This window comes from Klebsiella sp. C360, assembly GCF_048822415.1.
GTDB classification, from domain to species: domain Bacteria; phylum Pseudomonadota; class Gammaproteobacteria; order Enterobacterales; family Enterobacteriaceae; genus Klebsiella; species Klebsiella quasipneumoniae.
The window spans coordinates 183,912-208,107 of the sequence record NZ_JBMEZZ010000008.1 but is presented as its reverse complement, the minus strand read 5'-3'; the positions used below and the strand labels follow the sequence as shown (position 1 = coordinate 208,107).

Sequence of the window (24,196 nt, the reverse complement as noted above, 5' to 3'; positions counted from 1 at the left end):
CGCAATTACGTTTGGACGAAGAAGAAAAATTACAAAAGGAATTCGAAGAAAAGCAGTTAAGCATAGAAAAAACGTTAAAATATGAAAAAGACGCTCTCGAAAACGAAATCAACCGGCTGAAAAACGCCGCCGCGGATTTATGCCGTCAAAACGAAAGTCAGCGCCGGACGTTGTCTTCTATGGAGATCAAACGCGAAGCGTCTTCAGGCGCGCTTCGGGAAGTTGAAGAGCGCGTTGCGCTGGCGCGGATCGAACTTGAGAAAATCAATGCCGCTATTGCTGAAAAAGCGCGTCGAATGGCGTATTCGGCGATCCCTGCGATATGTCTTCCCGCCGAAGCTAAAACGGTTTCCCGTGCAGAATTGAGCCGTATCATCAGTGAAAACAAATTACTGACGCACGAAGGAAAAATACTGATGGAGCAATTCCTAGCGTTGACGCTGGCTGGCGAATGCCCGTTGCTCTACGGCTCTGAAACACAGGACTTTCTGGCTATCGCCGCGTCGCTTATTTCTTCAGGACGCGCTATCCGACAAATTGCAGATCCGACGATGATTTCCTATGAGGATCTGTGGATCCGCGCAGGAAATAATCTGGCAACGCCGCTTTATCAAGGATTGTTATTAAGCGACGCCCATCGTCCCCGAACAATTCTTGCCGTCATCGAACGCGTCGAATGCTCCGCCGCGCGTTTCTGGCTGCCTGCTCTGAAAGAGGGGTTGCGTAATGGCGATCTGCCCCGACGATTCCTGGTGTGCGGCACAATTACGAATGAAGATAACGAGGAAGCAGAAAAGATAAAGGAGGAACATCTTTTTCTGCCGGTGGAAAACATTGTCGTTCGAAATGCGATTACGCGTGCGCCGCTTTATCTCTCCGCCAGACATCATAGCGAACTAACGCCCGAAGCCGCGCCGCCAGAATCGCTTGCGGAAAAACTTGCCATTGCGGATGAAATGTCGAGCGATCGTCTGAACGTGGTAAATACGCTGCGGGCGACGAAAGCGGCGCTGGAGGTCGGGTTGGCCGTCGACGAAGACAAAACGGCGCATCAAAAGCGATTAGTCGATTTATTCGCGAATTTGCAAAATAGCAAAATCTGCGCTCCATAAATTACAGGAGAAGGAAATCATGTTAGATCCGATTGGCGGCTTTCGCCGTATTCAGGATTTCTTTATATCATATATTGAAACCAGTTTCCGAATTGCCGATCCGTTCGTCGCGGCGTCAAGGCGCGAATTGCTGAACAGCAGCGGAGAGTTTGCCGCAGAGCCCTATATTGAACCCGTTTTACGGTATGAGTCTTCGAATAAAACTCTTGAAGATTTGGCCGATATGGAAAACGGTCCATTAAGGAGCTTATCGCAGGAAGGCCGAAAAGCGTTCGTCGAACTAGCGTTATCCGGATTGTTTGATTCAAAATCCGGCGACGCGTCTTGGCGGCGTCGGTCAGTCCATGCGCCTTATATTCATCAGGTGAAAATGCTGGAACGAGGCATTCGTGCCGGTTGTCCTGGCATAGTGACATCCGGGACAGGATCGGGAAAAACGGAAAGCTTTATGTTGCCCATACTGGCCGCATTATCGAATGAGGCGATCGGTTGGCCCGCTCCCTGCGACAGTTACCTGCAAAATCGCTGGTGGCATAACACGGAAGCGAACTGGGTTTCTCGTCGTAAAGGAGAAAAACGCCCGGCAGCGATCAGAGCGTTAGTGCTTTATCCGATGAACGCCTTAGTTGAAGATCAAATGGCGCGTTTGCGCAAAACGCTGGATTCCGATGAAGCGCGACAGACGATGGAACATCGTTTCGCCGGCAACCGCATTTTCTTCGGACAATATACCAGCGCCACGCCGGTTACCGGTTACGCCAGCCATCCCCGCCTTTCCGGCGATCGTACGGAGAAAAGCCGCCGCGCCCGTAACCTTGAAAAATTACGTAAGGCGTTGAACCGAATCGATTGCGATCAACAGGCCGCGCGCGCATTCGACAAGGAAAAAGAAAAATCGTCGGAGAAGACACGATATATCTTTCCTTCAACAGACGGCGGCGAGATGGTTACTCGTTGGGATATGCAGGCCGCTCCGCCTGACGTACTCGTCACCAACGCTTCCATGCTGGGAGCGATGCTTTCGCGAGAAGTCGAAGATGCTATTTTCGACATGACGCGCGAATGGCTGATGAGTAATGAAGACGCTTACTTCTATCTGGTATTCGATGAATTACATTTAATGCGCGGCTCCGCAGGAACGGAAACCGCAATGTTGATTAAGTCGCTAATCATTCGACTCGGACTCGACGATCCGAAGCACCGCTATAAGCTGCGTTTACTGGCGTCTTCCGCGTCTTTGCCGATGGAAGGCGCGGATGGAGAACAATCGAGAAAGTATCTACGCGATCTCTTCGCTCCCTTCGGCACTTGTCGCGATCCCCAGGATGAGGGCAGCGACTCTCCGGAATTCTGGCGTAACTGCGTTGTTGAGGGTACCCCCTTCATACCTGAACCAGAAAGTAACGTTGACGCGCGGCCTTTTGCCGCCCTGATGCGGATGGCACTTACAGGACAAGGCGACGTTGTCCGCCACGTAGAGATTACAGATGAGTTTAAGCGAGCTTTGGTTAACGCTTTTGAGGCTCTTGGCGTAAAAGAGCGAGATAGCCGTCAGGGCGTTAAGCTGGCGGCAGAAACCGCAGCCGCGTTATTAACCAACGCCTGCATTGAAAAAAGCGGCGATAAGCCGCGCGCGACGTCACCCAAACAGATCATCGACAAAATTTTTCTGCCGGAAAGCCAAGGTAGGGAAAAAGAATCTGAACTCGCGTTACGCGGATTAATGTTGTTGCGCGCGCTTCCGGATTTTGTACCTGACTGCGAGAAACCTGACGCCGCTACGCCGGCTTTTCGCGTGCATACGTTCGTCAGAAATATTGAAGGTTTCTTCGCGTCGGTCTCGCCTGGAGAACGAAAAGCGAAATTCACCGATTTTTGCCTGGAACGCGGCCTGTCCCACGCGCCTTCAACCTCAGAAGAAAAGCGCGGTCGGCGTTTATTCGAAATGCTATACTGCGAAGCTTGCGGCGATTTACTGCTTGGCGGCCAGAGGGGACAAAGTTGCGAAGGCGCAACGGTAGAGCTATTACCCTCGGCGACCAATCTTGAAAATCTTCCCGAACGCCCCGGCGCGGAATATTACGATGATATGGCGCTGGATGAGTTTGCGGTTTTCTGGCCTGTTGAAAAAACGCCCGCCGCCAGTGAAAAAGGGTGGGACGTCTGGCAGAAAGCGACGCTGAATCCTGTTACAGGCATTGTAACTGTCGGGCAAGAAACATCGCCGATGAACGCTGATGTGGTTCGGGGACATCTCTATTTTCAGAACCCGCCCCCGGCGAAAAAAGGTGAACCGGTAAAACCGCCTTCCGCGCAACCTTTCTGTTGCCCTAACTGCGGTATCGACTATTCCAGTCGACCGGCAACCAACCGCGCCAGAACGCCCATACGCGCATTCCGTACCGGCGTGACGAAATCATCTCAACTGGTGGCGACAGAGCTATTCGAATTGCTGCATGCGATCGGCGCGGATGCGAAGAGTATTGTCTTTTCGGATAGCCGACAGGATGCGGCGTCGATGGCGCTGGAAATTGAACGTCTGCACTTACGCGATTTGCGTAGGGAAATACTGGTCGCAGCCGCAAGAGCCATGATCAGCGAGGCGGAAAAAGAATATATTCCAGATGAAGAATTTAAAGAAAAAAGAGACAAAGCGATACAAGCTGGGAATGATGATGAGATCGACAGGCTATATGAGCTCAAAACAAAGCAAAAAGGGATTGCCAGCCTTTGTAAATTCAGACGGGTAAAAATAGATAGCTTACTGGAGTCAGAAGGAGATTCTATCGGGAAAATATCTTCAGAATTGGCTGGATTAGGAATATCGCCTTACAAATATCGTCCGAGCGCTGATGGAGACGACACAACTGTCTGGCACAACAATTTTGTAAAAGATAAACACCTCGTTAAATACCACGCAAAACTTTCCTTGTCTGACAGGTTGGCGATCAAGCAGAGGATAATTGACGATCAATCCGAATTAATAGACGACGTTATTTTCGCCAATACTTTTTTCGCGTTAGAGGAAACGGGTCTGGCGTATCCCTGCGTCTCGGATAACGAGGATACGCCCGAACTCGACGCCTGGTTAAGAGTGTTCGCTGGCGTTTATCGCGTCAAAGAAAACAAATATGTCGATCCTGAACAATCCGACGGCTGGTACGTTGGAGAAGATGTTAAAAAAGCGAAAGTCAAGCGCATCGCTAGAGCCGTATTCGGCGACGATAATTATCTGAATAATTTGACGCTAGTCTTAAATCAGTTCGCTGATCGGGAGCATACGGCAGGATTATTCAATATTGGCAAATTATTTCTTAAGGTAGCGAAATCAGGCGATCCCTATTGGCAGTGCGGTAACTGCGGGCGAATCCACTTACATTTAGGGTTTAAACGTTGTACCCGTTGCGCGGAACCGCTTGATATCACCCCCAAAGGCTCTGTTGAAACGCTATGGGAAGAAAATTTCCTTGGCAAACGCATTGCGCGCGGCGAACGAGATGGCGTTAAACGCTTTCGGTTGAATGTCGAGGAATTGACCGGACAGACGGATGACTTTTCCGATCGACTTCGTAAATTCAAAGGGATTTTCGTCGATAAGATGAGCGAACTTGAAAAGCTGGACGCCGAGATCGATATGCTTGCCGTCACCACCACAATGGAGGTTGGCATTGATATCGGTTCGCTTCAGTCGGTTTATCAAGCCAACATGCCGCCTCAGCGTTTTAATTACCAGCAGCGCGTCGGTCGGGCCGGGCGACGAGGTCAGGCTTTTTCTTTTGTCATTACGTTTTGCCGCGGACGGACACACGACGCCTATTATTTCGCTCATCCTCACGCCATTACCGGCGATCCGCCGCCTCCACCCTTCCTGGCGGTAGATCACGACGCCATCCCATTAAGGCTTTTACGTAAAGTCTGGCTCAGAAGCGCCTTTAATCTTTTGCGTGAAGAAGATCGCGAGAACGGGATAGATTTTCCTGGCGATAAACTTGTCCCGCCTGACGTTCATGGCGAATACGTTTCGACGCATGATTACTATTATGACGATAACGCGAACTGGGCTAAACGATTGCTGGGCGCGCTGGAAGCGACGCAGAACATACGCGAACGCTTTATCGAAGCGGCGACGTTCAATCCGGAACAGCGTCAGCATCTTTATGCTGCATTGACTGCGAAAAAATTAATTGATGAAATCGCCGAACTGAGCGCTTACGCGCCTGACGACAACGTAGGGCTCGCCCGTTTTCTGGCTGAACGCGGAAAACTGCCGATGTATGGAATGCCGACCCGGGTACGCAATCTATATCTGGGATTACGTGAGAAAAAAGGTCTGAACAACCAGATTGAATACGAATGGTCGACAATGGATCGCGATCTTGACCTTGCGGTATTCGAGTATGCTCCCGGCTCGGTATTAATTAAGGATAAGAAAAAACACAAAGTGATCGGCTTCACAGGAAATTATCGGGAACCGCATAACCGGAATGATCGCGTATCGGATCTCTCTACGGTGGGTTCGTGGCTGGAGTCATCCAGTTATGTCGCATTTTGCCCGACATGCGGTTCCGCAAAGCTGGAATTGCGTCAACCGGACAATGACATTCAATGTAAGGATTGCGGCGCGCCTATAAATCCTGACGAGTTCAAACTCTACATCACGCCTGCCGCTTTCCGTACGGATTTCGACCCCAAAGACGATATGGATAGTTTTACCCGCATGTCTTTAAAGACAACCGCGACAGTATTAAACGAAGAGACTCCGACACACTGCGAACCCTTGATCATACGACGTGGAGAAGTCACCATACTGCGTCTTAACGACGGTCCTATTAATGGAGAAAAAGAAGGAGAACGTTTTACTGTCGACCTCACAAGCGATCAAAAAGCGCCGGTTCCTTACGCTGCTTACCGCCCGCCGATTAAAGGCGAGCAGGCGATTGATTCTAATTGGCTAAGAGAGCAAGATAATTCACGTTGGCGGCGTAAAGGCGAGAGCAGAAATTTCGGTCTGGTCTCCGGTAAGGAGACTGAGTCGCTACATCTCGAATTAACAAGGTTCGATCCTCGTCTTAATTTGAATATGGTCGCCAGGTACGGCGAATATATGCACTTACCTACGCGAGCGGCGGCCATCAGCGCAATTCAGATATTGGCGCATAAGGCCGCCCTCTATCTGGATGTATCGCCTGATGAGTTCGAAACGCTTGAACCTCGATTGCATTTTGGCAAACCTATACTGCAAATCGCAGACGCGTTAATCAATGGCTCAGGATTATGCAGACGTCTTGCCGAACCGGCGGTTTCCGGCGGTTCTCCCTTAATAATCAAATTGCTGCATGAAATTCTGAAAGATGAACGCGGCTGGCCGATGGTCGATTTTCTAAAGAAAGATCATCCTGTTCAATGTCGGACAGCATGTTACAAATGTATACAACGCTACGGAAACCGTCATTATCACGGCTTACTGGACTGGCGTTTAGGAATAGCCTATTTACGCGCCATGGTTATGCCGGAATTCGCATGCGGCCTGAATGTTGAAGACTGGGACCATCCAGAAATGAAAGGATGGAAAGAAAGAGCGTTTCAACTTGCGGAGGATGTCGAGGCGTTACGACCAGGGACTATCAAATTGTTAAAGGATTATTCTTTGCCAGTTCTTGAAATAAATGATGGAAAAGAGCTTTGGCGCGCGGCTGTTACACACCCCTTATGGCTATGCCGGGACGCTGAACGCGATGTCCTAATTGGTTCTTTTGGATTAGATAATGAAGGAGCGCCATTACGATTTATCGACACCTTTGAACTGGAAAGACGGCCACTGCGCGCTTTGGCGAAGCTTAACCGAGGTTAAAATTTAGCTTATCGCTATTGGCCAATGTTCTAAGTCAACCGAAGACGCTTTGTATCTTAAGCGTCTTCAAGCGGCACCACAGCGAGGTTTTCTGATGGATACAGTAACACCGGCTAAACGAAGTTTTGTGATGTCCCAAGTTAAAGGGAAAGATACTAAGCCTGAGCTAATCGTCAGACGCCTCGTCTATCATGGCGGATTTCGTTATCGTTTATGCGACTCCCGACTGCCTGGCAAGCCCGACTTAGTCTTTTGGAGAAAGCGCAAAGCCATCTTTGTACATGGCTGCTTTTGGCATGGTCATGAAGGATGTCGGCGAAATCGCATGCCAAAATCAAATCAGGAATATTGGTTTGTAAAACTGGAAAGAAATAAATCGAGGGACTCCATGAACTTATCAAAGTTACACGAAATGGGCTGGCGGACGTTGGTAGTTTGGGAGTGCGAACTTAAAGAGACGGATATTCTGCTCGAAAAATTGAAAGCGTTTTTAATAGAGGATGCTTAGATAGAAAGTGACACTGTTTTTAACCGCTATATCGCAGGTAGAAAATGGTGGGCATTCTGGTGGTCTTGACAACCCCGATTTTTAGATTTAGCTTACCAATCAGCCAGTTAATGGCAAAGGCGATCCCAGTCAGAGGAGCCAAATTTAAAAAAGCCTGCTTTCGAGCAGGCTTTTTGCTTTTCTGTCTGCCTGTTTCCTTGCGGACTCAACATCCGCAGCCACCGCCGGGCCGTTTGTCTCGCTCACCCGGCCACTGACGCTCCCCTGCGGGGAACGCCAGCGTTTTCCTCTCTCTTCCCCCGTCGCCGGTTAGCGGAACGGCGGTTCGTTGAAGGTGCGTAGCTTACGCGAGTGCATGTGATCCCCCTCGGCGCGCAGCAGGTCGATGGCCCGAATGCCGATCTGCAGATGCTCAGAGATGGCCCCCTCATAGAAGCGGTTGGCCTGACCGGGGAGCTTGATCTCACCGTGCAGCGGCTTGTCCGAGACGCAGAGCAGCGTGCCGTAGGGGACGCGGAAGCGATAGCCCTGGGCGGCGATGGTCGCGCTCTCCATATCGATAGCCACCGCGCGGCTGAGATTAAAGCGCAGCGCGGAAGCGGAATAGCGCAGCTCCCAGTTACGGTCGTCGGTGGTGACCACCGTCCCGGTACGCAGCCGCTGCTTCACTTCCTCGCCCGGCATCCCGCTCACCTGCTTGGTGGCGTCGTACAGGGCGCGCTGCACTTCGGCAATGCTGGGGATGGGAATATCCGGCGGTAGCACCGCATCCAGTACATGGTCGTCGCGCAGATAGGCGTGGGCCAGCACATAGTCGCCGATTGCCTGGCTTTCACGCAGGCCGCCGCAGTGGCCGATCATCAGCCAGACATCCGGGCGCAGCACCGCCAGGTGGTCGCAGATGGTTTTGGCGTTGGCCGGGCCGACGCCAATGTTAATCAGGGTGATCCCTTTGCCGTCGTGGGTGATCAGATGCCAGGCCGGCATCTGGTGCTTCTTCCACGCCAGATCGGAAATGGCCTGCTCCGGCGCTTCGGTTTCGGCGGTGATCCAGATCCCGCCGGCGCAGGAGAGGGCGATATAGGGGCTGTCAGGATCGAGGATCTGGCTGCAGCCCCAGCTGACAAACTCATCCACGTAGCGAGTATAGTTGGTGAACAGCACATAGGGCTGGAAGTGTTCCGCCGGGGTGCCGGTATAGTGCCGCAGACGCGCCAGCGAAAAATCGACGCGGCGGGCGTCAAAGTGCGACAGCGGATAGAACTCGGTAGGATGGAACAGGCCGTCCGCGGTCTCATCGCCAATCTGCGACAGCTCGGTGGTGGGGAAATAGCGCGTCAGACCGGCGCTCATCGAACGGTCAAGGGTCAGGGTGGAACCGTCTATCACGTAAGGGTAGGGGATTTCATGCTGCGACAGCTCGACGCTAATATGGGCGCCATAGTCCTGATACAGCAGGGTCAGCTGTTCGAGCAAATAGTGGCGGAACCGTTTCGGGTTGGTGATGGTAGTGGTATAGCACCCGGCATGGGTGAAACGTCCCCAGGCGCGCGTTTTAAGGGCTTTATGATCGGCGCCGTCCCAGGAGACCGACAGCTGCGGATAGACAAAAAGGCCTTCCGCGCGGGCTTCGGTATCAGGGAGCGTATGATGGTCAATATAGTCGCCGATGGCTTTGCGCAACGCCGTGACCGAGGCTTCATAACGCGCTTCCAGCTCGGCAAGCGCTTGTTCCGGGGTCAGACTGGCGGCCTTGTTATTCATGATTCGCTCCTTGTTTCAGGTCTGCTGACATTCCCGATAGTATGTCACAGCGGGAAAAGGGCGAAGGGGAATTTATCTGTCAGTTGCGAAGATACTCAGATCAATACCGGCACAGGGGCCGGACTCGATTTATTTACCGGCGTTTGCCCAGCGCGCGCTGCTATAATGGCTGGCGTTGCGGATCTTCAATGTCTGCGCCGGATTATTATTCAGACAATAGCGCGCATCGGCCAGCGGTGTGAGTTTATCCCCTTCCCGCAGGCGGAGGCGACAGGCTTCAATCTCAGCGATCATCTCCAGTGCGCCGCTCTGGAGCACGACGCGGCAGGGGCTGGACGGAGAATTATCCTGGACTTTTTTTACCCACCACTCCATCTGTTTTTTTCCTCTCCTGGTGACACATCCGCCGATAATTCATGTTTCTTAAAAATCTGACAATAAGATTATCCCGCTGGTTTATGCAGTGTTTAAAAACAGGCGACCAAACGTTGATCTCAGCGGTAGGTTTTTTTTCGCCGGCAGGGAATGATCTACCGGGTTTAATTTGCCGGAAGCGATGACTATGCTGAAAAGCAGACCGTGAGAAGCGCCTGTCAGGAATAGGGCAGAACGCGTTCGGCTACGCGATAAATATCAGAGAGAGCGTTATGAAGCATCTATTACGACACTGGCGAACGTCGGGCGCCGTTATCGGCTCACTGCTGAAAAAAGGGAGCATTGCGGTGCTGGCGCTGCTGGTGGTGTTTCTCGCCGGACGGATCTATGAGTCGCAGCGCGGCCCGGCGCTGCATCGCTGGCATACCTGGCGCGGCAATGAGATGGCGGCCAAAGAGATCGACCAGGCGACCTTTGCCCAATATCTGGCGCGGGAGAAGACCATTTTCGCCGATCTCCAGCGCGAGGTGACGGATGCTTTACCGGAGGAAGATAAAACCCCCGTCAACCGCTTTTATCGCCACAGCCGCGTCTGGCCGGGACAGTTTACGCAGGACTGGAACCGTTCTTTTATACTGTTGCCGCAGGGCAAGCCGCGCGGCAGCGTGGTGCTGCTCCATGGCCTGACCGATTCGCCCTACAGCGTGCGCTATCTGGCGCAACTCTGGCGGCAGCGGGGCTATGTGGCGGTGGCGCCGCGTTTGCCGGGCCACGGCACCGCGCCGGGGGCGTTAACCGCCGTTGACTGGGAGACCTGGCTGGCGGCAACGCGTCTGGCGGTGCGCGAAGCGACGCGCCTGGCCGGGGCGGACGTGCCGCTGCATCTGGTCGGCTACTCTAACGGCGGCGCGCTGGCGCTCAAGTATGCCCTTGATAGCCTGGAGGACAGCCACTTGCGCCAGCCGCAGCAGATTATCCTGCTGTCGCCGATGATCGGCGTGACGGCGTTTGCCCGTTTTGCCGGTCTCGCCGGGCTGCCGTCCATCTTCCCGGCGTTTGCCCGCGCGGCCTGGCTGAACGTGGCGCCTGAGTTTAATCCGTTCAAGTACAACTCGTTTCCGGTAAAAGCGGCGAGACAGTCCTGGCTGTTGAGCCAGGCGCTGCAGCAGCAGATTATTCGCGCGTCCCGTCAGGGGGCGCTGAAAGCGCTGCCGCCGGTCCTCACCTTTCAGTCGGTAATGGATTCCACCGTCAGCACCCGGGCGGTGGTGGAGTCCCTGTATCGCTACCTGCCGGACAACGGCAGCGAGCTGGTGGTGTTCGACATAAACCAGGCGGCGGATCTCCGGGTCCTGTTCCGTCCCGCGCTTTATGCGGCGGTGAATACGCTGTTGCCGCCGGCGCCGCGGGCCTATACCACGACGGTGGTGACCAACGCGACGGCGCACACCCTGCAGACCATCGCCCGTACCACGCTGGCGCAGGAACGGGAAGAGCATCGTTATCCCTTACACCTTGCCTGGCCGGCGGATATGTACTCCCTGTCGCATGTGGCAGTGCCGTTTCCCCTGAGCGACTCGCTATATGGTCGTGAGCCGGACGAGAAGAACCGCTACGGCATTAGCCTGGGCACCATTTCACTGCGCGGAGAGACCGGGACGCTGAGCGTGGGGCTGGAGACGTTAATGCGCGTCACCTCCAATCCTTTCTTTCCGTGGATGCTGGCCCGCGTCGATGAGCATATCGCCTGCGGCGAGCAGGCGGCGGTGGTGGCCTGCCTGAAGGCGCAGGCCAGCGCGGAGGCGTTAAAAGAGGATCAGGTGCAGGACGGTGCGCAGCAGAATGCCGACGATCGCCGCGGGAGCCACGAAGCGAAACAGGCGGACAAACCGTGAGCTGATGCCGAGGAAAATACCGATCCCGGGCAGATCGAAGGTCTGGATCAGCAGGCCTGCCGAGGCGTTGACCTGGCTGACGGTGACTTTGCCCTGCTGGATCAGCTCGGAAATGACGCCAAAATAAGCGGTGCCCCCGGCGACGCACTTCACCAGCGCCGGCAGCACAAAGTTCTGCGGAATATGCAGCCAGCCGAGCACCGGTTTCAGCAGTTGCTGCAGCAGGTCGATGACGCCAGCGCCCTGCAGCAGTCCGACGATGGTTAACGACAGGATCAGCATCGGCACCGCGCCGAGCGCCAGGCGGATGGCGTCGGAGCCGGCGCTGTTGATCACCGCCAGAATGCCCTGACTGTTCTGCTCGGCGTTGGGCAGCGCTTCCGCGCGAGGGTTCTCGGCGACCGATAGGCGCCGTCCGGTGACGTGCCAGGCGACCGCCGCCGCGCACAGGCCGCCGACCACTGAGATAACGATCGAGGCCAGCCAGTGCAGGCCGAAAGGGGTGAGGGGATAAAAGACGTTGCCTTGCCCCATGGCGAAGACCATGGCCAGGGTGGCGGCCATTTGCCGGTCAGAAACGCCGCGTTTGTCCATAATCGACAGCGTGGCCAGCGGGGCGGCGAAGCTGACAAAGTTAATCTGGATCAGGGCGAAGGCGCTCATCCCGGTTAAGCCGAAGGGCTTCAGCAATGGCGCAACCCAGCGCACAATCACATCGAGGATGCCGCGGACCTCCAGATATTTCATGATAATCAGCATGATCACCATGATCGGCAACAGCGTATACAGCGCGACGTCAACGGACGATTTGCCCGCCGCCATAATGATGCTTATGACATCCATTTACGTTCTTTACCACTCGCAAAGCCATTCGTTCGCGTCATCATAATCCCGTGGGGAAGGAAATGATATGTCAGGATCGCCCCGGGGACCGGCGCCGTGGGGCGCCGGGAGGAGAGGATTACTGGCCGATGTTGACCAGCGTGCGGCCATGAATATTGTTGCTGAGGAAATCTGCGGCATACGCTGGCGCCTGCTCCAGCGTGATTTCGGTGGCTGCCTGTTGGTAGTAGCTTTCCGGCAGCAGCTGGGCCAGACGCTGCCACACCGCGTCGCGTTCTGCGGTGGGCACCATCACCGAATCCACCCCCTGCAGACGCACATTGCGCAGAATAAACGGCATCACGGTGGTTGGCAGATCGAAGCCCCCGGCCAGACCGCAGGCGGCGACGCAGCCGCGATAGTGCGTTTGCGCCAGCACTTTGGCCAGCATCGTGCCGCCAACGGTATCCACCGCGCCCGCCCACAGCTGTTTCTCCAGCGGGCGGGTCTCTGCAAAGTCGCTGCGCGGCAGGATGGCGTCGGCCCCGAGCTGGCGAAGGTAGTCGTGCGTCGACTCGCGGCCCGATACGGCCGTCACCCGGTAGCCGAGCGCTTTCAGCAGGACCACCGCGGTGCTGCCGACCCCGCCGCTGGCGCCGGTGACCAGGATATCACCGCTTTCCGGGGTGATGCCCGCGCTGACGAGGGCATCAACGCACAGCATCGCGGTGAAGCCGGCGGTGCCGATGATCATCGCCTGGCGCGCGCTGAGCGCCTCCGGCAGGGCTACCAGCCAGTCGCCTTTGACACAGGCCTCGGTAGCCAGACCGCCCCAGTGGTTTTCGCCCACGCCCCAGCCGGTGAGGATCACGTCCTGGCCGGGAACAAAGCGCGGATCGCGGCTTTCACTTACCCGGCCGGCAAAATCAATCCCCGGCACCATCGGGAACTGGCGGATGATTTTGCCTTTGCCGGTGATCGCCAGGGCATCTTTATAGTTGAGACTCGACCAGTCGATGGCGACCCGCACGTCGCCTTCGGTAAGGGCGGGCAGGTCAATCGCTTTGACGTCGGCCACGGTGCGGTTGTCAATCTGGTCCAGAACTAATGCTTTCATGACTGAGTATTCCTCGTCTGAAGGGAGTTATCGGCGCTATCGCCGTCCTGTGCAGGTGTTATTGTCATCATAGTGTGCGCAAAGAAATCCCAGTACTGGTTAAGGGGAGCGGCGGACTGGACCAGCCTGGCGCGCATCACCGCGCCTTCCCAGCCGATCCAGAACACCTGGGCCAGCGCCTCCGGCGAGGTGTCGCTGGCGATCGTCCCGGCAGCCCGCGCCTCGTGCAGGCAGCGGGCCACGCGCGCCTCCCATGCCGCCAGGATGGTCTGCAACCGCTGGGGAAATGCCTCGGGCAACAGCGGAGCTTCCTGCAGCAGGTTGCCTACCAGGCAGCCGCGACGAAACTGGTATTTCTCCATTCCCTGACCGGCATCACGCACGAAGGCCGCCATCCGTTCCAGCGGCGGCATGGCGTCGTCCAGCAGGAATTTATCTAATTTATGCGCAAAGTAGTCGCCATAGGCGGCAAGCACGGCGAGGCCAAAGGCCTCCTTGCTTTTGAAACAGTGGTAAAACGACCCCTTCGGCACGGCGATGTTCTTGATCACCGCATCAATACCCGCTGCGAGATAGCCCGTTTCGGTCAGCACCTCCAGGCCCGAGCGAATCAGCGCCTGTCGCGTGTCGACAAACTGGCGATCGGCCTTGGGCGGTCGGCCGCGGCGGGGCTTCTGGTTGGCGGAGGTAGCGGGATTCATCATTTAGACCGTATGGTTTAATTGTTTGTCAGGGTACCCTCAATCCCGGTGGGGGGCAAGCCATGTATGGCAGAGAAGGGCGGGAATTTGAGGCAGTCGACTTATGAAGGCGACGCGGATTATCAATAATGGCTAATGCATGGATATCGGGCCGTTACGATAGAGAATATCAATCCGCTGAGGCTATTCCGCTGACCATATATCTCTCTGGTCGCCACGGAATGATAAGGATGAATGGTAGCGATTATATTGCCGGGCTGACGATGATTTGCAGACTCTGGCGGATTGACAACTCCGGCATGATAAAACACATTGTCCCCCCTGAAGGGGCGCCGGTTGCCACCTCAGTTTAAATAATAACGCCGCAACACAGGAAAGCCTGTCCTTTATTATCGGCGTCTGGATAAATAACCCGCCGCCGAAACCACACCTGCGAAAAAGGAATAACAGCCTGATGTACAGAATGAATATTGCCGTCAAAGGAGGGGATGAATGTCGCTAATCGCTATTGTGCTGGTCTTTATGATGGCCATCGTGGTGACGGTGTTCATTTCCCATCTTCTGCCCGTTAAAGTGCCGCTGCCGCTGATCCAGATCGCCGCGGGCGCCGCGCTGGCCGCCGGTGGTTTTCAGGTCGATTTCGATCCGCACATCTTTTTGCTGTTGTTTATCCCGCCGCTGCTTTTCCTCGATGGCTGGCGGATCCCGAAAGACGCGTTTTTCCGCGATATGAAGCCGATTCTGTCGCTGGCGATAGGCCTGGTGATGGTCACTATCCTCGGCATTGGCCTGTTTATTCACTGGCTTATTCCGGCGATCACCGTGGCGGCGGGGTTTGCCCTGGCGGCGATTCTGTCACCCACCGATCCGGTGGCGGTATCGGCAATGACCGCCAGCTCGCCGCTGCCTTCCCGGATGGCGCATATCCTCGAAGGGGAATCGCTGTTAAACGATGCTTCGGGCCTCGTCGCTTTTAATTTCGCCATCGCCGCGGTGCTGACCGGCAGCTTCTCCCCGGGAGAAGCGGTGATGAAGTTTTTCCTGATGGCGTTCGGGGGCATCCTCAGTGGGCTCGTGGTGGTGTGGGTCACCGGCAAATGTAATAACTTTCTGGTGCGGCGCACCCGCGAGGAGCCGGCCATCCAGATCCTGATCAGCCTGCTTATCCCCTTCGCCGCCTACCTGCTGGCCGAGGCGTTCCATGTCTCCGGCATTCTTGCCGCCGTCGCCGCCGGCATTGCGATGCACTATGAACAGCTGTCGGGGCCCCGGCTACCCGCGACGCGCATGAAAAGCAGCGCGGTGTGGTCCATGCTGCAGACTACCCTCAACGGGATGATCTTCCTGATGCTGGGCGAGCAGTTGCCCCGCATGCTCAGGACGTTGCCGGCGGTAGCCAGCCAGGCCGGCGTCCCTTCGCCCTGGTATCTGCTGCTGTACGCCGTGGCCATCACCCTCGCGCTCGGTCTGATGCGTTTCGCCTGGGTATGGCTGTCGATGACGCTGACCATTTTTCGCCGCAAACGCCGGGGCAAAGCCATCACCGTCCGTCCGCGATTCAGCATCCTCGCCGTCATGGCGCTGGCGGGGGTCAAAGGCTCCGTGACGCTCGCCGGTATTCTGACGCTGCCGGCGGTGCTGGCGGATGGTTCAGCATTCCCGGGCCGCGAACTGCTGATCTTTCTCTCAATGGCGGTGATCCTGATGTCGTTGGTGGTGGCGGCTATCGGCCTGCCGTTCATGACCCGCTATCTTGCCGATGATTTACCCCATGACACCGGCAAAGACGATATTGGCGCCGTCATGACCGAAGTGGCTATCAACCGGCTGAATGCGCTACTCGACGAGCCGGTGGAGGATCCGACTGAGCAGGCCCTGCGGGCTGATGCCGGCAATATGCTGCTGGAAACCTACCAGCGGCGGCTGCACTATAACGACAATGACGAAGGGCAGGACGTCGGGCTGGAGCTGGCTAAGCGCGCCAGGCTGGAGAAATATATGCAAAGAGAGGTCATTATCGCCCAGCGTCAGGAGCTGTTCCGGCTGCGTCGCGCCCACAACATTAGCGATATCACCTTTTATGAGGTGCTGCGAGAGATAGACCTGAAGGAAGAGAGCTTGCGCTAGGGGCGCCATCGCCGGAGGGGGGATCCTTCGCCTTCCGGCAGCGCAGCTGGCGCGGAAAAGCAAAAAGCCTGCTCGAAAGCAGGCTTTTTAAATTTGGCTCCTCTGACTGGACTCGAACCAGTGACATACGGATTAACAGTCCGCCGTTCTACCGACTGAACTACAGAGGAATCGTGTGAACGGGGCGCATATTAACGATGCCACCCGGCCTTGTCAAAGCCTGATTCAAAGAATTGCGTTCGACTGCTGACAATTTCAGCAACCCCCGCGCATGCGCTGTTTTTTTCACCAGATTGCACCGTTGTAGTGCGAATGTACCCCTAATGGGGCATACCACAATCTGCTTACCGGGCAAATAAAAACCGGATTGCTATCACTATCCCTTATAACACCGCCTGTGGCGGGCAACGGCAGCGGAAATGAAAAGCTGGCAAGCAAATTGCAAAACCAGTTTCATCATACTTCCAGCGTTGACGCTGGCGTTCCTTACAGGAGGCAAAATGAACTTAAGACGACTGAAATATTTTGTGAAAATCGTCGATATCGGCAGTCTGACCCAGGCCGCTGAAGTCTTGCACATCGCCCAACCGGCCCTCAGCCAGCAGGTCGCGACCCTGGAAGGTGAAATGGACCAGCAGCTGCTGATACGCACCAAGCGAGGGGTCACGCCAACGGAAGCCGGTAAAATCCTTTATACCCATGCGCGGACCATCCTGCGCCAGTGTGAGCAGGCGCAGCTGGCGGTCAATAACGTCGGCCAGACGCTGCGTGGCCAGGTCTCGATCGGCCTGGCGCCGGGCACAGCGGCCTCCGCCATTACCATGCCGTTGCTGCAGACGGTACGTAATGAGCTGCCCGAGGTGATGGTCTATCTGCAGGAAAGCAGCGGCACTGCGCTGAATGACAAGCTGCTGGCGGGCCAGCTGGATATGGCGGTGCTGTATGAGCGTTCGCCGGTGGCCGGCATCGTCAGCCAGCCGCTGCTGAAAGAAGACCTCTACCTGGTCGGCACCCGCGACTGCCCGGGGCAGAGCGTGGACCTTACGGCGGTGGCGGAGATGAACCTGTTCCTGCCGCGGGATTACAGCGCGGTACGGGCGCGGGTCACCGAGGCGTTCACCCTGCGTCGTCTGTCGGCGAAAATTATCGGCGAGATCGAATCCATTACCACCCTGACCGCGGCCATTGCCAGCGGCATGGGGGCGACGGTCCTGCCGGAATCCGCTGCCCGCTCCCTGTGCGGCGCGGCGAACGGCTGGATGGCGCGGATTAGCACGCCGTCAATGAGCCTGTCGCTGTCGCTGAACATGTCGGCGCGCGGCGGTTTGTCGCCGCAGGCGCAGGCGGTGAAAGAGATCCTGCTGTCTCTGGTGAGCCGTCCGTCGCTGGAGAACCGCGAACTGCAGCTGGTTAGTTAAGCTATATTCTCTTAAGGAATAAGTTGCTGGTTTTTATTATTTGTTACCCGGGACAACAGACTTTAACAATAGCAGATACGTTAAGTCCATTGGCCCGGAGGAAAGGGTGAACTTCCAGCAACTGAAAATTATCCGTGAGGCGGCCCGTCAGGATTACAACCTGACGGAAGTCGCGAATATGCTCTATACCTCGCAGTCAGGCGTCAGCCGCCATATCCGGGAACTGGAAGAGGAGCTGGGGATTGAGATCTTTATCCGTCGCGGCAAACGCCTGTTAGGCATGACCGAGCCGGGTAAAGCGCTGTTATCCATTGCTGAGCGGATCCTCAATGAAGCCAGCAACGTCCGGCGACTGGCGGATCTCTTCACTAACGATGCCTCCGGCGTCTTAACCATCGCCACCACCCATACCCAGGCGCGCTACAGCCTGCCCCCGGTGATTAAAGCTTTCCGCGAGCTGTTCTCCGACGTTCGCGTCGAGCTGGTGCAGGGCACCCCGCAGGAAATCGAAGCGCTGCTGCATAACGGCGGAGCGGATATCGGCATCGCCAGCGAGCGTCTGAGCAACGACCCGACGCTCGCGGCTTTCCCCTGGTTCCGCTGGCATCACAGCCTGCTGGTACCCAAAGAGCATCCCCTGACCCAGGTGTCTCCTCTGACGCTGGAGGCGATTGCCCGTTGGCCGTTAATCACCTATCGCCAGGGGATCACCGGCCGTTCGCGGATCGATGAGGCCTTCAACCGCAAAGGGTTGATGCCGGATATTGTGCTGAGCGCCCAGGATTCCGATGTGATCAAGACCTACGTCGAGCTGGGGCTGGGCGTCGGGCTGGTTGCCGAGCAGTCCGGGGATGCCCGCGAAGCGGATACCTTTACGCGGCTCGATACCCGCCATCTGTTTGATGCCAATACCGTATGGCTGGGACTGAAGCGGGGTCAGCTGCAGCGTAATTACGTCTGGCGCTTTATCGAATTGTGCAATGCCGGACTGTCGCTGGATGAGATCAAGCGCCAGGCGATGGAGCCGGAAGAGGCCGCTATCGACTATCAGATTTAAGGAAATGCTGGCCAGCGGATCGGGGAGAGGAAATGCCGCTATAATTCACACACGAGAGTCGCGACTGAGGAAGGGAAAATGACGATGCGGCGTGTGACATTACTCTGTTCGGCGCTGATGCTGTTCACCAGCCACAGCGCGCTGGCCGTCAGCTATCCGCTGCCGCCGGAGGGGAGCCGTCTGGTGGGCAGCGCTTTTACTATTGCCGTGCCGGAGAACAACACTCAACCACTGGAAAGCTTTGCCGCCCAGTACGGCCAGGGGTTGAGCAATATGCTGGAGGCAAACCCCGGCGTCGATGTTTATTTGCCGCACTCCGGTTCGACGCTGACCATTCCGCAGCAGCTGATCCTGCCTGACACCGTGCGTGAGGGGATCGTTATCAACGTCGCCGAGATGCGCCTCTATTATTACCCGCCGCTGGGCAATAGCGTGGAAGTCCTGCCAATCGGCATTGGTCAGGCGGGACGCGAAACGCCGCGTAACTGGGTGACGGCGGTAGAGCGCAAGCAGGAAGGGCCCACCTGGGTACCGACCGCCAATACCCGCCGTGAATATGCGAAAGAGGGCAAAACCCTGCCGGCGATGGTGCCGCCCGGCCCCGATAATCCGATGGGGCTGTATGCGATCTATATCGGCAGGCTGTACGCCATCCACGGCACCAATGCCAACTTTGGCATCGGGCTGCGCGTCAGCCAGGGATGCATCCGCCTGCGCAATGACGACATTAAATTCCTGTTTGATAACGTACCGGTGGGGACGCGCGTCCAGCTGATCGATCAGCCGGTGAAGTACACCGTGGAACCGGATGGCAGCCACTGGCTGGAGGTGCACGAGCCGCTGTCGCGCAACCGGGCGGAATTTGAATCCGACAGAAAAGTCCCCTTGCCGATGACCTCGGCGCTACGCGAATTTACTCAGGGGCCGGGAGTGAGTCCTTCGCAGGCCGAGCAAACCCTGCAGCGCCGCTCCGGCATGCCGGTGAATATCAGCGCCACAGCGGCGCAGGGGAGTTTGTAGCGGGTCGTTTAGTCTGATTAACGGCTATTGAAAGAAGGCTCTTGTGCTGTCGATGCATTCAACGTTGTTGGGGATAAGGATCGGGAAACCGATCCTTAACTTATCAACAGTGGCGGTGATGGCGTGTTAATGAGGGCGCCAGGAGAGGCTCAGGCGGAGATGATAAAGTCTGCAAATATGTCTATGGACTTGATTGTTACTGAGGATCTTTTTTTTGGCTGCCATTGTCCATGAAAGCGAAGATCCCCGTTATGATAGCCATTATCCACAATATAAGACGGATGAGTTCTGCTGAATCCTTATTGTCAAAACACGCCTGACCACAGTCACTACTACTGACCCCCATCATCGTTGATAAGCGAATCAGGGGGCTGGGATGTCGTTATTTATTGTTGGCAATCGGGACATGCTGCTGCATCACTTCAACGATCCAGTCAATAAAAACGCGCAGCTTGGCGTTGACATGGCGGTTCGGTGGAAACGCCAGGTACAGAGGCATTGGGCTAATCCGCCATTGTGTAAATAACGGAATCAAAGCGCCAACGGCCTGATGCGCTGCCGCCATATAGTTGGGCAACGCAATCACGCCTAAGCCAGCTAACCCAGCTTCGAGGTAAGCATTGCCATCATCCACGGCAAGGACGTAGTTGCCCGTGATTTCAATACGTTCATTCTCACTGCGCAGTACCAAAGGATCAATCTTACTGGTGCGTGAGGACAAGAATCCCACTATGCAATGGTCAGTATTTTGCAGCTCTCGCGGGTGTGCGGGAGCGCCAAGGCGTTCCACATAACGGGGGGCGACGTAGACGCCGATTGGCAAATCGCCGATATGGCGTGCGATTAGGGACTGGTCGGTGATTTCGCCACCGCGCAGGACGCAATCCACGTTGTCGCCGATCAGATCTACCTTCCGGTCGCTCACGCCCATGTCGAACTGGATATCAGGGTAGCGGGCGTGGAAAGCCGGTAGCGCCGGCACCAGGATGAGACGGGCTAGCGGACTGGGCACATCCACCCGTAGCCTTCCCCTGGGCGTCATCGCCGCACTGGACAGGCTGTTTTCAGCATCCTCCATGTCCGCCAGCAGGCGGATGACGCGCTCGTAGTAGACCGCGCCATCGGGAGTCACCCCAAGCTTGCGGGTGGTGCGATGGAGCAATTTGACGCGCAGTCGCGCTTCCAGTTGCTGAATGAGTTGCGTCACCGTGGTTTTGCTCATATGAAGCGTTTGGGCAGCCTTCGTGAAGCTCCCTGCCTCCACCACCCGAGCAAAGGCGCGCATCGCATCGAAACGATCCATTTCTTATCCTGTATTTCATCGATTGTTTGGATATTACAAACAATGAGCGACAAAGTCGCTTGTTTATCCGCACGATCTGGCCGTTGTACAGTGTCTTTACATTCACCGGGCTGAATTCGCCCCAGCATAAAGGTACAAATATGACAGCACGCGAAGCCGTTTTTCCCCTCGGTCGGCAGGCGCTCTATGAGCGCAATCGTTATTCACCGGCCATCAAATCCAATGGTTTCTTGTTTGTTTCGGGGCAGGTAGGTAGCCACGAGGATGGTTCGCCTGAGCACGATCTGAAAGCACAGGTCAGGCTGGCGTTCAAAAATCTTAATGCTGTGCTCGCAGCGGCGGGCTGCACGTTTAGGGACGTGGTTGACGTTACCCTCTTTGTCGTCGATCCTGAGTCAAATCTCGACGCTATCTGGAGTATCCTGCCAGAATATTGGGGAGAAGCGCCTTACCCTACGCTGACCGGGATCGGCGTGACGTGGCTTTATGGATTTAAGTTCGAGATTAAGGTTATTGCCAGGCTACCCTAAGCGTTACGGGTCTTTCCGCCAGTTGGGCAGCCCGCGCTGTCTGCAGCGGTAACTGCCGAATCGGGATCGTCTGCTACCCAGCAGTAGACCCAGTGGTTACCGTCGGATCGAAAGTCTGTAGCCATAAGGTTGGGAGCAGCGGCGCTGCTTTTCACCTGCGGGGATCGCATACGGAACGTTGGACGGTACCAACGGTACGATGCTGCTTATACCCGCTAGCGTGGGTCTCACGGAAAGCAAAAAGCCCGCTCAGGTTTCCCTGAGCGGGCTTTTTAAATTTGGCTCCTCTGACTGGACTCGAACTTCATCTGTGTCTCCTGTTGTTACTGATTTTGTTAAGTTTAACTATATTTTTACCAACATATTTACCATCATTATTGTTTTCTTATCAATAAAATGTCAATTAAAAACAATTGGTTGTTGTCATAACCATCTAACTATACGAATCTGATTTAACTTTATCTATCAACATGATGTTGTCGTTATTCTTGTTAAAGTAATTGATATAAAACAATTAGTTAATTTTTAGTAAAGAAACGATGTTTAGTCAAGATTAAAGCACTTACATCCAAGATCACTTATCTGCTCTCACACCATTTTGAAAACCCGCCCCTCTTTTCCACTTTCTCTATCATGTTGAATGGGTTAACTTTTATGAAACTTAAAAGCAATCGGTAGAATAATGACTACACAAAAGGAAATGGAAGAAATCAGGACTGCATTATCTTGGTTTGATGTACGCCGATACGATGGCCTGAAAGACCTGACCCTAGAACAAATCTATGCAGAGCTTGAAAGACGGATGTTGGCTTACAAAACAAGGCAACAATGGGAAACAGCAGGCAAAGATAATCAAATGCAAGCTATATACCATGATGCCAAAATCCGATGTGGTGATGTGATACTTCAATCGGACTGGATTTCAGGCAATCACAGACTGTCACATAGCTATGCTGTAAGACCAATGAGCAGAGTTCAATTGTTCAACTATGGGCGGGCTATGTATCGGCTGGAGAATTCTGAGCAAACAGACCCTGTTGCTGTGAGTTCTGACTACATCTCTGAGTATCTGAAACAAGGTGGCATGAATCCTGCCAACAAAATACTGGTTGAAATTGACTTGGAAGAAGCCAGCAGCGACGATCTCGCAGAACACCTGAAGGTGCTGATTGCTCTATGGCAAAAGCAGCTTAAAACGGCAAAACCACCAAAACGAACTTTTCGGTTTGGTCATAAGACTTTTCAAAGAATACTTGATTACAAAGTCATCCCTTTGATGGATTTGATCTCATGGGAACAGCTCTACAACGAAGGTAAGAACATACCTTTCAACATCTTAGCTGACATTCTACATGGTACTGGTGGGATTCGGAGCCGTGATAACATCAAAGATACTGATTATGATTACGCGAAAAGTTATCTTGATAACGATGAGTACTTCAAGGTTTTAAATGATTTTTATATTAAAAACAATATGTTAAAGGACTGGAAGATCACTGACGTGATAACATTTAACGATAAAGCCACGGATAAAAACAAAAAGTAAACACAAGGGATGTTCACAAGCTGCGAATGTCCCTATAAAGAGTATCCCTCCAAAAATTTCCGCGAAACTCACGGTTGGTGAACATCCCTAGTTTAGAACCCGCTAAAATCCTAGAATTATCTCCATCGAACAACACAGGAGATAAACATGGTTCAAAACAAAACAGATAAAACTTTAAAACTTATTCGCTTATCAGAAGTAATAAGGAAAACCGGGTTCGGCAAGACGTGGATTTATAAACTTATCAGCGCGGGGAAATTCCCCAAACAAATAAAAATCGGTGAAAGAGCTGTTGCTTTCATTGAAAGCGAAGTTGATGAGTGGATTTATAAAGCTATAACTGCTTCTCGTAATACATCTAACTAATAAAAGGAAAATAACATGAAAAATATAAATGTGCCTGAAATATCATTTATCTTTGATAATGATAAAACTGAAGTTTTCTCAAGAATGGCAATGGATAACTTAGCTCTTTATGTGGAAAACATGTTTAAGATAATGGGTGATCAATTTGAACGTCATCTTTATGATGAAAAATATATGAATATGGTTATGGATCATATTATTTATATCACAAAACCAGACTTCCTCAAGTGGGTGAGAGACAATAATGTTGGGGAATGTATTTTTTTGATTGATGAAGTTATGGAAGATTTAAAATACTCTTATAGAGAGTTCAAAAAAATCTATCCTAAACTTGGCATTAAATAAAGAGGAAGAAATCATGAATAAAGATCTGAAAAAAGAAGCAAACAAGATATTACTGCATTTATCTAAACAATGCTTTGAATTGCGTGTGAGTTCTATTATTCAGAACCATCCTGAACAAGTAGAACAACTCAAGCATGAAGAAGCTTTTATGATGAATACTTATAAGGACAGTATTAAAGTAGCAAAACAGATGTTCCCTAAAGTCGTAAGGAATACATTCTTTGATGTAAAGTTATCACCAAGACTCATTGATAACGATTTTATATTGAAAGCATTAAAGGCATTTCATAAACAAATGGATTGTATGAAAGATTCTCAAAAGTAGTTTTTTGTTTTAGC

18 protein-coding genes, 1 tRNA gene and 2 pseudogenes are annotated in these 24,196 nt (G+C 53.9%); 14 read left to right on the top strand and 7 right to left on the bottom strand.

Features of this window, described 5'->3' with window-relative positions; all coding sequences use genetic code 11:
* The 3 genes and pseudogenes from ACOI7D_RS20585 to ACOI7D_RS20575 all read left to right on the top strand — a co-directional run.
* Positions 1 to 1,112, top strand: a pseudogene (locus ACOI7D_RS20585) (hypothetical protein); the annotation flags it as partial.
* A 19-nt stretch (positions 1,113 to 1,131) separates the two neighbouring features.
* On the top strand, positions 1,132 to 6,963 hold the full coding sequence (locus ACOI7D_RS20580; protein ID WP_203283443.1) for a DEAD/DEAH box helicase: 5,832 nt from the start codon (positions 1,132 to 1,134) through the stop codon (positions 6,961 to 6,963).
* A gap of 94 nt (positions 6,964 to 7,057) precedes the next feature.
* Positions 7,058 to 7,471 carry a very short patch repair endonuclease gene (locus ACOI7D_RS20575; RefSeq protein ID WP_102004311.1) on the top strand — a complete coding sequence of 138 codons (414 nt, stop codon included), beginning with the start codon at positions 7,058 to 7,060 and terminating at the stop codon, positions 7,469 to 7,471.
* 309 nt (positions 7,472 to 7,780) lie between these two features.
* Here the strand turns inward: ACOI7D_RS20575 and ACOI7D_RS20570 are convergent, their stop codons facing one another.
* Both ACOI7D_RS20570 and pmrD read right to left on the bottom strand, forming a co-directional pair.
* Positions 7,781 to 9,235: an AMP nucleosidase gene (locus ACOI7D_RS20570; RefSeq protein ID WP_117140898.1), complete on the bottom strand. Its 1,455-nt coding sequence runs from the start codon at positions 9,233 to 9,235 to the stop codon at positions 7,781 to 7,783.
* Positions 9,236 to 9,364: 129 nt separating this feature from the next.
* Positions 9,365 to 9,610: a signal transduction protein PmrD gene (pmrD, locus tag ACOI7D_RS20565; RefSeq protein ID WP_023290305.1), complete on the bottom strand. Its 246-nt coding sequence runs from the start codon at positions 9,608 to 9,610 to the stop codon at positions 9,365 to 9,367.
* A 272-nt stretch (positions 9,611 to 9,882) separates the two neighbouring features.
* Here pmrD and ACOI7D_RS20560 point away from each other — a divergent pair, with 272 nt between their 5' ends.
* Positions 9,883 to 11,505 (top strand): alpha/beta hydrolase, encoded by a 1,623-nt coding sequence (locus ACOI7D_RS20560; RefSeq protein WP_060590218.1) that lies wholly within the window; start codon positions 9,883 to 9,885, stop codon positions 11,503 to 11,505.
* On the opposite strand, the gene ACOI7D_RS20555 is transcribed toward ACOI7D_RS20560, so the two are convergent.
* From ACOI7D_RS20555 to ACOI7D_RS20545, 3 genes and pseudogenes are all read right to left on the bottom strand, one after another.
* Complete coding sequence (locus ACOI7D_RS20555; RefSeq protein WP_048336040.1) at positions 11,416 to 12,348, bottom strand: nucleoside recognition domain-containing protein; 933 nt, start codon at positions 12,346 to 12,348, stop codon at positions 11,416 to 11,418. The two genes, ACOI7D_RS20560 and ACOI7D_RS20555, sit on opposite strands and share 90 nt — an antisense overlap.
* 118 nt (positions 12,349 to 12,466) lie before the next feature.
* Complete coding sequence (locus ACOI7D_RS20550) at positions 12,467 to 13,381, bottom strand: MDR family oxidoreductase (protein ID WP_074442563.1); 915 nt, start codon at positions 13,379 to 13,381, stop codon at positions 12,467 to 12,469.
* Positions 13,320 to 14,145 (bottom strand): annotated as a pseudogene (locus ACOI7D_RS20545) (TetR/AcrR family transcriptional regulator). Before ACOI7D_RS20545 ends, ACOI7D_RS20550 begins: the two are co-directional and overlap by 62 nt.
* Before the next feature lie 128 nt (positions 14,146 to 14,273).
* Between ACOI7D_RS20545 and ACOI7D_RS20540 the strand changes: the two are divergent.
* Both ACOI7D_RS20540 and ACOI7D_RS20535 read left to right on the top strand, forming a co-directional pair.
* A complete protein-coding gene (locus ACOI7D_RS20540) occupies positions 14,274 to 14,498 on the top strand; it encodes a hypothetical protein (protein WP_142905849.1) in 225 nt (74 codons plus the stop codon).
* Positions 14,499 to 14,637: 139 nt separating this feature from the next.
* The gene (locus ACOI7D_RS20535; RefSeq protein ID WP_087827343.1) at positions 14,638 to 16,272 is read left to right on the top strand and encodes a Na+/H+ antiporter; all 1,635 of its coding nucleotides are present in this window, start codon (positions 14,638 to 14,640) and stop codon (positions 16,270 to 16,272) included.
* A 94-nt stretch (positions 16,273 to 16,366) separates the two neighbouring features.
* On the opposite strand, the gene ACOI7D_RS20530 is transcribed toward ACOI7D_RS20535, so the two are convergent.
* Positions 16,367 to 16,442, bottom strand: a tRNA-Asn gene (locus ACOI7D_RS20530).
* A 330-nt stretch (positions 16,443 to 16,772) separates the two neighbouring features.
* Between ACOI7D_RS20530 and nac the strand changes: the two genes are divergently transcribed.
* The 3 genes from nac to ldtA all read left to right on the top strand — a co-directional run bounded on the left by nac (position 16,773) and on the right by ldtA (position 19,767).
* Entirely contained in the window at positions 16,773 to 17,690 is a 918-nt protein-coding gene (gene nac, locus ACOI7D_RS20525) for a nitrogen assimilation transcriptional regulator NAC (protein ID WP_004203498.1), read from the top strand.
* A 106-nt stretch (positions 17,691 to 17,796) separates the two neighbouring features.
* A complete protein-coding gene (gene cbl / locus ACOI7D_RS20520) occupies positions 17,797 to 18,747 on the top strand; it encodes an HTH-type transcriptional regulator Cbl (RefSeq protein ID WP_023287797.1) in 951 nt (316 codons plus the stop codon).
* A 78-nt stretch (positions 18,748 to 18,825) separates the two neighbouring features.
* Positions 18,826 to 19,767, top strand: coding sequence for a L,D-transpeptidase (gene ldtA / locus ACOI7D_RS20515; protein ID WP_109547146.1), 942 nt, complete (start codon positions 18,826 to 18,828; stop codon positions 19,765 to 19,767).
* Positions 19,768 to 20,149: 382 nt separating this feature from the next.
* On the opposite strand, the gene ACOI7D_RS20510 is transcribed toward ldtA, so the two are convergent.
* Complete coding sequence (locus ACOI7D_RS20510; protein ID WP_023290297.1) at positions 20,150 to 21,070, bottom strand: LysR family transcriptional regulator; 921 nt, start codon at positions 21,068 to 21,070, stop codon at positions 20,150 to 20,152.
* 140 nt (positions 21,071 to 21,210) lie between these two features.
* On the opposite strand from ACOI7D_RS20510, the gene ACOI7D_RS20505 reads away from it, so the two are divergent.
* The 5 genes from ACOI7D_RS20505 (at position 21,211) to ACOI7D_RS20485 (ending at position 24,182) form a co-directional block, all read left to right on the top strand.
* Positions 21,211 to 21,600: a RidA family protein gene (locus ACOI7D_RS20505; RefSeq protein ID WP_101978053.1), complete on the top strand. Its 390-nt coding sequence runs from the start codon at positions 21,211 to 21,213 to the stop codon at positions 21,598 to 21,600.
* 682 nt (positions 21,601 to 22,282) lie between these two features.
* A complete protein-coding gene (locus tag ACOI7D_RS20500) occupies positions 22,283 to 23,146 on the top strand; it encodes a DUF6387 family protein (protein ID WP_000211446.1) in 864 nt (287 codons plus the stop codon).
* 147 nt (positions 23,147 to 23,293) lie between these two features.
* Entirely contained in the window at positions 23,294 to 23,512 is a 219-nt protein-coding gene (locus ACOI7D_RS20495; RefSeq protein ID WP_002911792.1) for a helix-turn-helix transcriptional regulator, read from the top strand.
* A 15-nt stretch (positions 23,513 to 23,527) separates the two neighbouring features.
* The gene (locus tag ACOI7D_RS20490) at positions 23,528 to 23,857 is read left to right on the top strand and encodes a hypothetical protein (protein WP_001588070.1); all 330 of its coding nucleotides are present in this window, start codon (positions 23,528 to 23,530) and stop codon (positions 23,855 to 23,857) included.
* A gap of 13 nt (positions 23,858 to 23,870) precedes the next feature.
* Entirely contained in the window at positions 23,871 to 24,182 is a 312-nt protein-coding gene (locus ACOI7D_RS20485; protein WP_040177608.1) for a hypothetical protein, read from the top strand.
* Positions 24,183 to 24,196 lie beyond the last annotated feature (14 nt).